The following is a 12,686-nucleotide window of genomic DNA, read 5'->3' as shown; positions in this document are numbered from 1 at the left end:
TAGTGAAGATCAAGACCCTTCTCATCGCCAATCGCGGCGAAATCGCCTGCCGGATCGCTCGTACTGCGCGTCGTCGCGGCATCACCCCCGTCGGTGTCCATTCCGAAGCCGACGCCAATGCCCTCCACGTGCGCGAGATTGGCCATTCGATCTGCATCGGCAGGGCAGCGGCCTCAGAAAGCTATCTTCGGATCGACGCCGTAATCGCGGCGGCAAAGGCCGTGGGGGCCGACGCCGTCCACCCCGGCTACGGCTTCCTCGCCGAAAACTCTGATTTTGCCCGCGCGGTGGAAGCCGCCGGCATCATCTTCATGGGGCCGACGCCCGAGACGCTGGAACGCCTTGGCGACAAAGCGAGCGCCAAGGACGCCGCGGTCGTGGCCGGTGTACCGGTGATCGCGGGGGCGGAAGGCGCCAGGTCGGCCCCTGGGGAGATCGCGGCTGAAGTGCGCCGGATGGGTTTGCCCGTGCTGCTCAAGGCTGTTGGCGGCGGCGGCGGGCGCGGACAGAGGCTGGTCGAAACCGAAGCGACCCTCATGGACGACATTAAGGGCGCCCTGCGCGAGGCGAAATCCACTTTCGGCTCCGAAGGGCTGCTACTGGAACGTTTTCTGCCCGAGGCCCGCCATGTCGAAGTGCAAATCGCCGGAGACGGCAAAGGCCATGTGGTGCATATCTTCGAGCGCGACTGCACGCTTCAGCGCCGCCATCAGAAGGTGATCGAGGAAGCCCCCGCGTGGGGCCTTCCCCGCGACCTGCTCGAACGGATCACACAGGACGCCGTGCGGCTGTGCGAGGCGCTTGACTATCGCGGGTTGGGCACGGTCGAGTTTTTGGTATCGGGCGAGGAGTATTTCTTCCTCGAGGTGAATCCGCGCATCCAAGTCGAACATCCCGTGACTGAGGCGATCACCGGGCTCGACCTAGTGGCGCTGCACGTGCGTATTGCCGAGGGTGCGGGACTTGGCCTGACGCAAGACGATCTGACGATCGGCGGCCACGCCGTCGAGGCGCGGCTCTATGCTGAGGATCCGGCGATGCAGTTCGCTCCTTCCACCGGCACGCTGACCACGCTGAGTCTGCCCGAAGGGCTCCGCATCGACAGCGGGGTCGAGGCTGGCGATCCCGTCACACCCTACTATGATCCGATGATCGCCAAGCTGATCGTCCACGCGCCTGATCGCGAGACGGCGCTGGCGCGGCTGGCGCAGGCGCTGGATCACGTCGCGGTCGAAGGAGTCGAAACCAACCGCGCCTTCCTCGCCGCCTTGGCCCGCGATCCCGATTTCGCCCGGATGCAGGTGCATACCCGCTGGATCGACGGCCGGATCGACGCGCTGACGCAGCCTCGCAGGATCGCGCGTGCGGATTTGTGGAAGGCGCTTGCCGCCGTGCTGTTCGTGTCGCGGGCGCGCCGGGACGGCGCGCCCGATCCATGGATCAACCGCGACCGCTTCACCGGCTGGCGGCTCGGGCTTGGCGGCGATGCAATGGAGGCCGGCCAGCGCGTGACGCTGATTGATCCCTGGGGCCCGTCCGATGAGCTGTGCGTGGGTCCGGTGAAGGCCGGCCACAGCTACGACATCTACTGCGCGGACGGCACTCGGATCAACCTGTCGGTGCGCGAGCTTTCGCCGGGGCGGTGGCGCATCGGCGATGGCGACACCGTCCATCTGGTCGATGCCCGCCTTTCAGCGGATGTGATTGAGATCGACGCGCCGGAGGGCCGCCTAGTCTTTCGCCCTGCCGCACCACTTGCTTTCGCTGGCGCGGAACCAGCGGTCGACCGAGCCGTAACCTCGCCACTGACCGGAATGATCGTCGAGGTGAAGGTTGCCGACGGCCAGCAGGTCGCCGAGGGCGATGTGGTGGCGGTAATGGAGTCGATGAAGCTCGAGATATCGATACGCGCTGCCGCGTCCGGCATCGCGTCCAGCATCTCGGTCTCTAGCGGTGTCATGGTCGATCGCGGCCAGGTCATTGCCGAAATCCTGCCCTGTGAGGAGACCCCGACATGAGCGACTTCCCAAGATTTGTGGAATTTCGGGAGGAAGGCCCGCGCGAGGGTTTTCAGATCGAGAAAGAGATCTATCCAATCGAGCAACGGACCGAGCTGATCGACATCCTCAGCGAAACCGGGCTCAAGCGGATCCAAGTGGGGAGTTTCGTCAGCCCCAGCTACGTGCCGCAGATGGCCGATACGGGCGAGCTATTCCAGCGCATCGCTCGCAAGCCCGGCGTGAAATACACCTCGCTTTGGCTGAATGAAAAGGGCTTCCGCAAGGCGCTGACGGCGCATGAGGTGGATATCGACCCGCGGCTTCTTTTCTACCCCTCCGAGGCCTTCGCTCAGTCCAACAACAACTGCTCCTCGGCGGAGATGCGCGAGCGGCAGCGCGACTGGGTGCGGCTCTACAAGGAAGCGGGCTACACCGTCGATGCCGCCTATGTGATGACCGCGTTCGGCTGCAACCTTCAGGGGCCGATCCCGCAGGAGCGCGTCCTGAACGACTTCCGCTTCATCCTCCGGCTTTGCGAGGAAGAGGATATCCCGGTGCCGATCCTGGTCATTGCCGACACAATGGGCTGGGGCAACCCCGAGGCGGTTAAGCGCATGATCGGCGCCCTGCGCGAGCTGGCGCCCAGGGCGCGCCTCGGAATGCATCTCCACGACACCCGCGGTCTCGGCATCGCCAACTTCTATGCGGCGCTGTCGATGGGAGTGGACATGTTCGAGAGCTCGGTGGCGGGGCTGGGTGGCTGCCCCTTTGCGGGCCACGGCCATGCCCGCGCGGCGGGCAATGTATGCACCGAGGACGCGGTCTTCCTGTGTCACGAGTTGGGTATCGAGACGGGCATCGACCTGGAGAAACTGATCGCCGCGGCGGTCAAGGCCGAAGAGATCATCGGTGCGCCTCTGATGGGCCGGGTGATGCATTCCGGCGGGCTCGGCAAATTTCGCAAGGCGACATGAGGAGGATTGATATGCGAAAGGCGCGCGAGGGAAAGGTGGTGCTGGTCACCGGCGCGGGCGGCCGGATCGGCCGCGACATCGCGCTAATGGCGGCGGCCGAAGGGGCGGCGGTCGTGGTCAACGATCTGGGCGCGACGTTCAAGGGTACCGGCAAGAGTGTAGCCGCCGCGCAAACGGTCGTGGACGAAATCAAGGCCGCCGGTAGTAATGCTATCGCCGACGGCGTAACTGACCCGAACGCCGCCCAGGCCATGGTCGAGGCTGCGCCGGTGGCCGGCTATCTGATGAGCGACAGGGCCGCCGGAGTTTTGGGCCAGATCTTTGCCATCCACATGAACAAGACCTTCCTGATGAGTCAGCCGCGGCCGGTGCGTTCAGGGCATTCCGGCGAGGGGGGCCGCCGAGACGATCGCTGAGCATGCCATTCCCGCGCTCAACTCGCATATCACGCCGCCCGAAGTGTCGGCGGACGTCTTTTCCTGGGATCCGGTTTGATGAGCAGGCGCAAAGAGAAAATTACGTCGAATATCGGCTGGAGCACACCCGACAAGATTTGCGTGCGCGGACTGGACCTGCCGAACGAGATCCTGGGCCACATGAACCTCGGCGATCTGGCATTTCTACAGTTGACGGGCCGCAAGGCCACGCCCGCGGAAAGCCGGGTGTTCAACGCCATCGTCATCACGCTGGTCGAACATGGCATCACGCCGTCCGCCCTGGCCGCGCGCATGACCTATATGGGCGCGCCGGAATCGCTTCAGGCGGCGGTCGCGGCGGGGCTCTGCGGGCTGGGCACGGTGTTCGTGGGCTCGATGGAAGGCGCCTCAAAGATGCTGTACGAGGCGCTGCCGCAGGACACGCTGGGCACCGGCGCAGACCTGGACGCTATCGCCGCTGAAACGGTCGAAAAATTCCGCGCTCGCAAGGCAATCGTGCCGGGGCTGGGCCACCCGGTGCACAAGCCGGTCGATCCCCGCGCGCCGCGGCTGTTCCAGATTGCGACCGAGAACGGTAAGTCGGGCGAGTACATCGAGCTGATCCGGAAAATTCAGGCTGTGGCCGAAGATAAATCGGGCAGGATGCTGCCGATCAACGCCACCGGCGCGATCGGGGCGATCTGTTGCGGTTCGGTTTCCCATGGAAGATCGTGCGCGGCTTTGGCGTGATGGCGCGTGCGATCGGGCTGGTGGGCATATCCTCGAGGAAAGCGAGAACCCGATAGCCTATGAGATCTGGCAGCGCGCCGAAGAAGAGATCCTCGAGACCAGCGGCCCCGACGCGCACAAGGCGATATAACGGCTTCGCGAGAAACGTGGCAACGCGTGATTGGTCGCCGGAATTGGCGTCAGAAAAATGATAACGGAGGGATATGATGGCGATGGATCCAATCTTATCAGAGCAGCGCAAGCAAGCGATGCGAGCCGCTGGTTTTTGGACCGATCAGACGCTGCTTGACGCTTTTTCCAAGACGGTCAGGTATGATCCAGGGCGCATAGCGGTCGTTGGCTACGAGGGTGCGTCTAACCGACGTACGGTGCTGACATACGGCGAATTGGAGCAAACTGCAGATCGAATCGCAGCTAATTTGCTGCGGCTTGGTGTCAAGCCTGGCGAAGTGGTGTCGTACCAGTTGCCGAATTGGTGGCAATTCGTGGTCCTTCACCTCGCGCTGCTGCGGATCGGCGCGGTCACAAATCCCATCATGCCTATTTTCCGCGATCGCGAAATGAAATTCATGCTGACCTTGGCCGAGACGCGTGTGCTGATCGTTCCACGGCAATTTCGCGATTTCGATCACGCCGCAATGGCGAACCGCCTCAAGGTCAAGGTGCCCACACTTGAGCACATTGTTGTTATCGGTTCCGGCGACGATCGCGACTTCGAGGCAGCGCTGAATGCGCCGGGAAAGCGGATAGAGGAAGCGACCGCTGGCTCGGCCGATGATGTCGTGCAATTGCTTTATACGTCGGGCACAACCGGTGAGCCGAAGGGAGTCATGCACACAAGCAATACCTTGCTTAACAGCGTGCGATATTTCGAGGATCGTGTCCACCTCACAGCCAGCGATGTCGTGCTGATGGCCTCGCCGATGGCCCATCAGACCGGGTTTCTCGTTGGCCTGCTTCTGCCGTTGTATCTTGGAGGACGGGTCGTTCTTCAGGATATCTGGAATCCAGCCAAAGCTGCAGACATCATCGAGACAGAACGTGTAACGATGACCATGGCGTCTACGCCGTTCCTGGCGGATTTGACCGCGGAGGCGGAGCGGCGGCCTGGCGTAACGCGTTCACTGCGCACTTTCGTATCGGCAGGCGCTCCAATTCCTCGTGTTTTGGTACGTCAGGCCACACAGACTCTTGGTGCGCACATCGTCTCGGGATGGGGCATGACGGAAAACGGACTGGTGACGACCACCAAACTCGACGATCCACCGGAAAAGGTCTTTGAGACCGACGGTTGCCCAAGCCAGGGTATGGAAGTCAGGATCGTCAACGGCGAGGGGAAAGTCCTGGCTCATGATCAAGAGGGGCGTCTACAAGCGAGAGGCCCCGGCACCTTTGTAGGCTACCTCAAGCGGCCGCAACTCTATGCCGTCGATCAGGATGGCTGGTTCGAGACAGGCGACCTCGCCCGCAAAGACAAGGACGGTTACATTCGCATCACGGGGCGCACCAAAGACATCGTCATCCGCGGCGGCGAGAACGTTCCTGTGATTGAGATTGAACAGCTGATGTATCGCCATCCCGCCGTGCAGGAAGTCGCGATTGTTGGCGTGCCGGACGAGCGCTTGGGCGAGAGGGCGTGTGCCTGCGTGGTGCTGCGCGATGGAGCTTCACTTACGTTGCCGGATCTGACCGGCTACATGGCAGAGAACAATGTGACCAAAAACTACTGGCCGGAACGCATCGAGGTGTTCGACGCCTTGCCTAAAACGCCCAGCGGCAAGGTGCAGAAATTCAAGCTTCGCGAGAGCGTTAGTGCATTGAAGTAGTTCTCGGCTGACGCGCGCTTGCAAAAAGAAAGCCAGGTGAAGACCCGCCTGCTTCTCCTATGATCTTCGCAGCGTGAAGATCAGAGCGGGCAATCCTGCGGAGACACTGGCTTGCGTTTCGAGATACGAGGTGAGCCTTACGCGCGCCAGCTTTTCGAGTCGACACAAACCTGCTATGAATTCGATCGAACAGATGTTAGAATTTGAGAGACGATTGTGAGACGCAGCTCATACTTATTAAGTTGTGGGCCGCGGTCGCAGGCGAACGGCTAGGTTCGGAGGATTTGCCGTGGTGGAAAGACGCGAAAAGGAGGTGATAATTATGGCGGGCGCCAATCCACAATTGGGCGAACTGTTTTGCGCGAGCGCGCTGATGCATAACTCGTCGATCTCGATCGAGTACCAGGGAAGGCATGTCAGCTATGGCCAGCTCTATGACCGTGTAAGTCGCACGACTTCGATGCTGACGAGCCTAGATCTTCGACGAGGCCACTGCGTAGCATTGCTCTCGCGCAACCGTCCGGAATTTCTCGAAGTGAATCTGGCGGACGCCAATCTTGGCGTAGAGGGACTACAGTCACGCGACACCGTTGCACGGCGGAACAGTCGTGCCAGCTTCGAGGAGCAGAAAGCTAGCGTAAAAGGCGTTCGTCTTTACGGCGCGCTGGCCGATATATCCCTCCGGACGTCATTGCCGAGGTAACTGACTTGCTGCGGGCTCCCTACGTCAACAGTTTGGATTCGACCGCAACCCGGTCCCTGCTCCCGGTAGGCGAGATATCTCCCGGCATGGCGAAGCAACAGAGCGCATTTTGTGATTCGGCGGTACGGCTGGATGGTCTCACGTGTGCCCGCCAGTTGCACAGGAGCGCAAGCAGTTGCTGCCGCGTGAACGCACCGCCGACTCTGCTGAATCCTGGCTCGCCGTTTCTCGAATTCCGCCAGATTCGCGGACATGTATGACGGCGCGCCGCCTTGCCGAGCGGGCGAGACTGTTAAGGTTGTAGTGGTGGTGGAGCAGGGGCGGCAATCGCAATTCAAGCAACCGTAATTCACTTGTAAAACTGGGAGCGACGAATATGGATCTCAATCTAAAGGGCAAATCGGTCGTCGTCACTGGCGGCGGCTCCAACATCGGCCGGGCGATCGTGCTAGGGTTTGCAGCTGAGGGCGCCAACATCACGGTCGGCGATCTCGACGAGTTGCAGACCGAGAAAGTTGCCGATCTTGCGCGGAAGAATGGCGCTGCCAGCGTTCAGGTAATCAAGACCGACGTGACCGATATTGATCAGGTGAAGGCCATGTTCAAGGCAGCGATTGACAAGCATGGCACCGTTGATGTGCTGGTCAATAACGTTGGCTGGGATCAGTTGATGTTCTTCACTCAGACGACGCCCGAGTTCTGGCAGAAGATCATCCAGATCAATTATGTCGGCGTGCTTAACTGCACCAAATGTGCACTCGATATCATGATTCCGAAGAGCACCGGTGCTATCGTGTCGATAAGTTCTGACGCGAGCCGATCGGGCGAGCCGCGCGAGGCGGTCTATGGTGGCGTTAAGGCTGCCGTCAATTCTTTCATGAAGACCATTGCCAAAGAGAACGGCCGCTATGGCATCCGCTGCAATGTCGTTTGTCCCGGCGTCACTGTTCCCGTGGATACGGAAGAAGTTGGCACCAACAGCATGTGGACAAAACCAGATTCAATGTTCACGGCGGAGCAATTCGAGAAAGTTGCCAAGGCGCTTCCGCTGCGCAAGCTCGGTCGCCCGAATGATATCGCCAACGCCGTAGTGTTCCTGTCATCCGCCGCCGCAGGTCACATCACCGGCCAGGTCCTGTCGGTGTCAGGCGGATACACTATGATCGGCTGAGTTCGGTTGTTAATTCGTCAAAACAAAATGGAGCTCCATCGTGTCCGAAAACGAGATCATGTATGACGTCAAGGATTACGTCGCGACCATCACCATCAATCGGCCAAAGACCCTCAATGCCTTTACCGGCGATAACATCGTGGAGATGGAGCGGTTGATGCTTGAGGCAACCGTAGACAAGAAGGTTGGCGTCATTGTACTCACCGGCTCCGGCGATCGCGCGTTCTGCGTCGGCGGCGACGTTAACTGGGAGAAGGATGCCGGTGGCAAGAGCGGGCTTGAAGGACTGAAATTCAACTTTAATCGCCACATCGTCGAATGCCCAAAACCCGTGATCGCGCGTGTCAACGGTTATGCGATCGGCGGCGGACACCACATCGCCTATTTTTGCGATTTCACCATCGCCGCAGAGCACGCGATTTTCGGCCAGAACGGTCCGCGTGTTGGCTCTCCGGCGGGAGGCTACATCGTCTCGCACAGCGCGAATGTGCTTGGTCACAAGCGCGCCCGCGAGCTCTGGATGCTGGCGCGACGTTACACCGCCAAACAAGCGGCCGACTGGGGGCTAGCTAATTCCGTCGTTCCGATGGCCGAACTCGACGTCGAGGTGAGGAAATATTGCGACGAACTCCTGGCTTTGAGCCCCACTTGCCTGAAGATTCTCAAGCGCTCATTTTATTATCACATGGCTCCGATCATGGAGCGCGACATGGATGACCTCGTCCGTGAGGTAGCACCTGCCTATTTCGCGACACAAGAACAGCAGGAAGGGGCCAATGCATTCCTCGAAAAACGCAAACCGGATTTCAGCGCGTTTCGCTAAAGCGATCACGCCATAGCGTAAGGGAGACTGCGATGAGACTAGGCAGCGTCAACTATGAAACCAAAGGGAAGATCGCCATTCTTAGGCTGGATGAACCGGGCAAGCTTAACGCGCTCAGCACAGGCATCCGTGAGGGTGTTCTCGATGGCTTGAAGAAAGTCGATGAAGACGACGACGTCCGCGTCGCCATCATCACCGGCAACGGCGACAAAGCATTTTGCGCTGGCGCCGATATTAGCGGCTTCAACTTTGATCCGGACAAAGTACGCAAATTTATGATCGAGGCTTTAGCGGTATTGGCTGCACCAGAGAATTGCCGAAAACCCGTGATCTCCGCCGTCAATGGTATTGCGTTCGGCGGTGGCTTTGAGCTCGCGATCGCTTCAGACTTCATCATCGCGTCCGATCGCGCACGCTTCGCGGTGCCAGAGATCAAGCTCGGGCTACTGCCCGGTTTTGCGATTGTGCGTCTTCACGATCTGATTGGCCGCGCCAAAGCTAAGGAGATGAGTATCCTCGGTGATCCAATCAGCGCCGATGAGGCATTCCGACTAGGTCTTGTACTACGTGTGGTTCCCCACGTTGATCTTGTCACAGCCGCTCTGGAATTTGCGGAACGAATTGCATCAAAACCAAAGCTTGCGGTGCAGATGGCAAAATCGTTTTACAACCGCGGTCTCGGCGGCGATGAGATGCGGCACGCGATCGATGGCTTTCCACTCCTGTTCATGCATCAAGACGCACAGGAAGGTATCGCTGCCTTTCTCGAAAAGCGCGAGGCGAAGTTCAAGAATTGACCAAAGCCTCTCGGCCAAGGTGGCGCGGCAGCATGGCCATGCCGATGGTGATGGCGGCGAGCACGGCGTCGAGCCAGCCGCCGCGCAGCATGCCGTAGAGCACCAGCACGACAAGGCTGACCAGTCCGCCGCCCAGGGCCGAGAGGCGTACGAGGCGTGCGGTCTGGGTGCGCAGGCGCGGTGGTTCCGTTTCGAGGCTGCGAAGCGACTGACCTATTTTGCCGATTTCGCTCCTCGGCCCCGTGGCAAAGACCTCCGCGATCCCGCTGCCGCGGACGATCAGCGAGCCGGAATAGACATAAGGAAGGTCATCACCTCCCGGCCTGACAGACGGCGGCCGGCTTGCCGTCACGGCCTTGCGGACCGGCACGGATTCGCCCGTCAGCAGCGACTCGTCCGCCTGCAGGTCTTGGCATTGCAGAACTGCGGCATCCGCCGGTACGCGGTCTCCCTCGGCGAGGACGACGATGTCGCCGCGAACCACCTCCCGGCCCGGAATGCGGCGGTGAGCGCCGCCCCGGATCACCGGCGCCCGCGGGCTGGTCAGGTCACGCAGGGCCTCCAGGACACGTTCAGTGCGTGTCTCCTGGACCACCGTGATCACAACCGACAGGCTCGCAAAGACGAGCAGAATGATGGCCTCCTGCAGATCGCCCAGCAGGAGACAAGGAACAGCAGCATCGGCTCGCGCAAGACTTCCAGAACGATGCGGAGCCGGGTTCGATGCTCCTGCCGTGGAAGTTCGTTGACGCCCTCAGCCTTCAGTCTTTCGCCCGCCTCGTCTTCGCTGAGGCCCGTGTCGATGGCTTTGGAGAACCGCGTAAATCTGGCGACATCGTGCGCGCGGCGAGATTGAGCGGGAAGCTACTTCGTCACGGATGGCGGATGGCGGTGTTGCCCCACGACGGGCTGGTAGCCGGGGCGGGGCGCGGAGCTGTCCCCGGGTTGCGCAGCGCCCCGCCTCGGCGGATAGGGAACGGGTCGCTGAAGAGACCACAGGCGCGGCGCCGTCGTAACCCTAAAAGTGAAGCCGGAGCCGCGCCTGTACCCAATCCACCCACAGTCTGCGTGATCGGCAGACGGCGGATTGCGTGGCACGCAGTATAGCAGCCATCGCACCTCGGTCGAGCCTCACGTCGGCCTCGTCTTCGGCGTTTGCCGGGGATCGCCGATGCAGGCCGCGGGCCGCTTGTTCTTGTGTGCCCGCTGCCGGGCCCAGGTGCTGATCTGTGGTCGTTGTGATCGCGGTCAGCGCTATTGCACAACAGAGTGCTCCAGGACGATGCGGCGGGCGAGCGTGCGCGACGCCGGCCGGCGCTATCAACGCACCCGTCGAGGCCGCCATCTGCATGCGGCTCGCGCCCGACGTTACCGCGCTCGCAATAAAATCGTGACGCATCAGGGTTCACCCGCTCCGGAAGTGGATGATGTAGTGCCGCCGGCCTCGATCGCTGTCGCCGGCGGACAACCGGCACGTCTCGAAGGCCCTGCGGCGACAGCGACATCGCGTTCATCACGATGCTGTCGCTGCTGCAGCCGGCTGCCATTGTTCGTGCAAATCGACTTCGTGCGACGTCGCAGGCCGTCCCTCGATCCACCCGACTGACCACGGAGCGTGTTTGTGACCATCACCGCTGAACTGGAGGCCCGGATCCTGCGCCGGTATCACGTCGAGAAGTGGCGCTGCGGCACCATCGCGCGCCAGCTCAACCTGCATCACACGACCGTGCGTCGTGTGCTGGCGCAGGCTGGACTGCCGCGGCATGGCCCGCAGTTGCGCGCCGCGATGATCGACCCTTATCTGCCGTTCATCCGGCAGACCTTGACCAAATTCCCCGACCTCACGGCCAGCCGGCTGCATGCCATGGTGACGCCATGACCGTCCGGCAGGCCCTGGCCCAGGAACAGCCGCTGCTGCTGCCGCTGCCGGAGAACCCCTTTCCGGTCGAGGAGCAGTTGGCCGTAAAGGTCGGCAAGACGCCCTATGTCCGCTTCGACCTCAACGCCTACACCGTCCCGCACGCCTGCGTGCGCCGCACCCTGACCGTACGCGCCGACGTCGATCAGGTCCGGATCTTCGATGGCGCCGAGATGATCGCAAGTCATCGCCGCAGTTACGATCGCGACGCGCAGATCGAGGACCCGCACCACCTGCAAGCGCTCGTGCAGTTCAAACGGCAGGCCCGCCAGCACCGCGGCGTCGACAGCCTGACCAGGGCCGTGCCGGCCTGCCAGCTGCTGCTCACCCGTGCCGCCGAGCGCGGTACCAACATCGGTGCTCTCACCAGCGCGCTGCTGCGCCTGCTCGATCGCTACGGCGCGGCCAGCTTGCAGACCGCCGTCGAGGATGCGTTGCGCGCCGGATCGCCGCACAGCAGCTACGATCAACTCACCACCAGGGATGACGATGATAGCCAATCCAACCCAGACTGAACCGCTGCGCCTGCGCGCCAAAGCTCCGCACCTGAACGGCCTCGTCGCCCACTGGTCGGAGGTCGGCGATGCCGAATGGATCGCTCCGCTGCTAAAGCGGGAGGAAGAGGAACGCGCGCACCGCTCGTTGCAACGTCGCATCCGTCAGGCTAGGCTCGGCCACTTCAAAACCATGGCCGACTTCGATTGGGCATGGCCAAAACGGATCGACCGCGGCGCCGTCGAAGAGCTGATGTCGCTGGCCTTCCTCGCCGACGCCACCAACATCGTTTTTGTCGGCCCGAATGGCGTCGGCAAGTCAACCCTTGCCCAGAACGTCGCCTACCAGGCGCTCATCCAGGGCCATACCGTGCTGTTAAAGCCCGCCAGCCAGATGCTCGGCGAACTCGCCGCCCTCGATAGCGATGCCGCGCTGCGCCGACGCCTGCGCCACTACGCCGCTCCCGACGTTCTGGTGATCGATGAGGTCGGTTATCTCTCCTATTCCAACCGCCACGCCGATCTGCTGTTCGAGCTGATTAGCCGCAGATATCAAAATTGCTCCACACTCGTGACCACCAACAAGCCCTTCGCGGAATGGTCCGATGTCTTCCCGAACGCTGCCTGCGTCGTCTCCCTGGTCGACCGTCTCGTCCATCGTGCCGAGGTGATCTCCATCGAGGGCGATTCCTACCGCTTCAAGGAAGCCCGCGAACGCGCCGAAATCCGCGCCAGTCTGCGTATTCCAGGGATGGTGATCAGGTGTTCCAGGCGATGGTGATCACGGATTCCACTGATCGTGATCAGGTTCGGA

Annotated in this window: 12 protein-coding genes and 1 pseudogene; 12 read left to right on the top strand and 1 reads right to left on the bottom strand. The window is 61.5% G+C overall.

Annotated features, from left to right (window positions below):
• Nucleotides 1–2: 2 nt before the first annotated feature.
• From AC1RQP_RS32985 to AC1RQP_RS32945, 9 genes are all read left to right on the top strand, one after another.
• Nucleotides 3–2,018 carry an acetyl/propionyl/methylcrotonyl-CoA carboxylase subunit alpha gene (locus tag AC1RQP_RS32985; protein ID WP_492941193.1) on the top strand — a complete coding sequence of 672 codons (2,016 nt, stop codon included), beginning with the start codon at nucleotides 3–5 and terminating at the stop codon, nucleotides 2,016–2,018.
• Complete coding sequence (locus tag AC1RQP_RS32980) at nucleotides 2,015–2,974, top strand: hydroxymethylglutaryl-CoA lyase (RefSeq protein ID WP_492941191.1); 960 nt, start codon at nucleotides 2,015–2,017, stop codon at nucleotides 2,972–2,974. The genes AC1RQP_RS32985 and AC1RQP_RS32980 overlap by 4 nt, the downstream gene beginning before the upstream one ends.
• Before the next feature lie 11 nt (nucleotides 2,975–2,985).
• The gene (locus AC1RQP_RS32975; RefSeq protein WP_492941189.1) at nucleotides 2,986–3,390 is read left to right on the top strand and encodes a hypothetical protein; all 405 of its coding nucleotides are present in this window, start codon (nucleotides 2,986–2,988) and stop codon (nucleotides 3,388–3,390) included.
• A 78-nt stretch (nucleotides 3,391–3,468) separates the two neighbouring features.
• Nucleotides 3,469–4,140, top strand: a complete 672-nt coding sequence (locus tag AC1RQP_RS32970; protein WP_492941187.1) for a citryl-CoA lyase — start codon at nucleotides 3,469–3,471, stop codon at nucleotides 4,138–4,140.
• A 206-nt stretch (nucleotides 4,141–4,346) separates the two neighbouring features.
• Nucleotides 4,347–5,966: an AMP-binding protein gene (locus AC1RQP_RS32965; RefSeq protein WP_492941185.1), complete on the top strand. Its 1,620-nt coding sequence runs from the start codon at nucleotides 4,347–4,349 to the stop codon at nucleotides 5,964–5,966.
• Between the two features lie 322 nt (nucleotides 5,967–6,288).
• Nucleotides 6,289–6,669, top strand: coding sequence for an AMP-binding protein (locus AC1RQP_RS32960; RefSeq protein ID WP_492941183.1), 381 nt, complete (start codon nucleotides 6,289–6,291; stop codon nucleotides 6,667–6,669).
• Between the two features lie 376 nt (nucleotides 6,670–7,045).
• A complete protein-coding gene (locus AC1RQP_RS32955; RefSeq protein WP_492941181.1) occupies nucleotides 7,046–7,840 on the top strand; it encodes an SDR family NAD(P)-dependent oxidoreductase in 795 nt (264 codons plus the stop codon).
• 40 nt (nucleotides 7,841–7,880) lie between these two features.
• Nucleotides 7,881–8,663 (top strand): enoyl-CoA hydratase-related protein, encoded by a 783-nt coding sequence (locus tag AC1RQP_RS32950; protein WP_492941179.1) that lies wholly within the window; start codon nucleotides 7,881–7,883, stop codon nucleotides 8,661–8,663.
• A 32-nt stretch (nucleotides 8,664–8,695) separates the two neighbouring features.
• Nucleotides 8,696–9,460: an enoyl-CoA hydratase/isomerase family protein gene (locus tag AC1RQP_RS32945; RefSeq protein WP_492941177.1), complete on the top strand. Its 765-nt coding sequence runs from the start codon at nucleotides 8,696–8,698 to the stop codon at nucleotides 9,458–9,460.
• A 25-nt stretch (nucleotides 9,461–9,485) separates the two neighbouring features.
• Here the strand turns inward: AC1RQP_RS32945 and AC1RQP_RS32940 are convergent.
• Nucleotides 9,486–10,264 (bottom strand): annotated as a pseudogene (locus tag AC1RQP_RS32940) (P-type ATPase actuator domain-containing protein); the annotation flags it as partial.
• Between the two features lie 817 nt (nucleotides 10,265–11,081).
• On the opposite strand from AC1RQP_RS32940, the gene AC1RQP_RS32935 reads away from it, so the two are divergent.
• From AC1RQP_RS32935 to istB, 3 genes are read left to right on the top strand one after another with little or no spacing between them, the layout of a single operon-like run.
• Complete coding sequence (locus AC1RQP_RS32935; RefSeq protein WP_492941175.1) at nucleotides 11,082–11,339, top strand: hypothetical protein; 258 nt, start codon at nucleotides 11,082–11,084, stop codon at nucleotides 11,337–11,339.
• Nucleotides 11,336–11,893 carry a Mu transposase domain-containing protein gene (locus tag AC1RQP_RS32930; protein ID WP_492941173.1) on the top strand — a complete coding sequence of 186 codons (558 nt, stop codon included), beginning with the start codon at nucleotides 11,336–11,338 and terminating at the stop codon, nucleotides 11,891–11,893. The genes AC1RQP_RS32935 and AC1RQP_RS32930 overlap by 4 nt, the downstream gene beginning before the upstream one ends.
• Nucleotides 11,868–12,653, top strand: coding sequence for an IS21-like element helper ATPase IstB (istB, locus tag AC1RQP_RS32925; RefSeq protein ID WP_492941171.1), 786 nt, complete (start codon nucleotides 11,868–11,870; stop codon nucleotides 12,651–12,653). Before AC1RQP_RS32930 ends, istB begins: the two co-directional genes overlap by 26 nt.
• Nucleotides 12,654–12,686 lie beyond the last annotated feature (33 nt).

Source organism: Bradyrhizobium sp. GW821-FHT13H06 (assembly GCF_058803975.1).
The sequence above is the reverse complement of the archived record's forward strand: the minus strand, read 5'-3'. Positions and strand labels throughout refer to the sequence as shown.

Bases quoted from the DNA above. Each gene is read 5' to 3' on its own strand.
- istB (WP_492941171.1), top strand. From the start codon at position 11,868: ATGATAGCCAATCCAACCCAGACTGAACCGCTGCGCCTGCGCGCCAAA.
- AC1RQP_RS32970 (WP_492941187.1), top strand. From the start codon at position 3,469: ATGAGCAGGCGCAAAGAGAAAATTACGTCGAATATCGGCTGGAGCACA.
- AC1RQP_RS32965 (WP_492941185.1), top strand. From the start codon at position 4,347: ATGGCGATGGATCCAATCTTATCAGAGCAGCGCAAGCAAGCGATGCGA.
- AC1RQP_RS32945 (WP_492941177.1), top strand. From the start codon at position 8,696: ATGAGACTAGGCAGCGTCAACTATGAAACCAAAGGGAAGATCGCCATT.
- AC1RQP_RS32955 (WP_492941181.1), top strand. From the start codon at position 7,046: ATGGATCTCAATCTAAAGGGCAAATCGGTCGTCGTCACTGGCGGCGGC.
- AC1RQP_RS32975 (WP_492941189.1), top strand. From the start codon at position 2,986: ATGCGAAAGGCGCGCGAGGGAAAGGTGGTGCTGGTCACCGGCGCGGGC.
- AC1RQP_RS32960 (WP_492941183.1), top strand. From the start codon at position 6,289: ATGGCGGGCGCCAATCCACAATTGGGCGAACTGTTTTGCGCGAGCGCG.
- AC1RQP_RS32930 (WP_492941173.1), top strand. From the start codon at position 11,336: ATGACCGTCCGGCAGGCCCTGGCCCAGGAACAGCCGCTGCTGCTGCCG.
- AC1RQP_RS32980 (WP_492941191.1), top strand. From the start codon at position 2,015: ATGAGCGACTTCCCAAGATTTGTGGAATTTCGGGAGGAAGGCCCGCGC.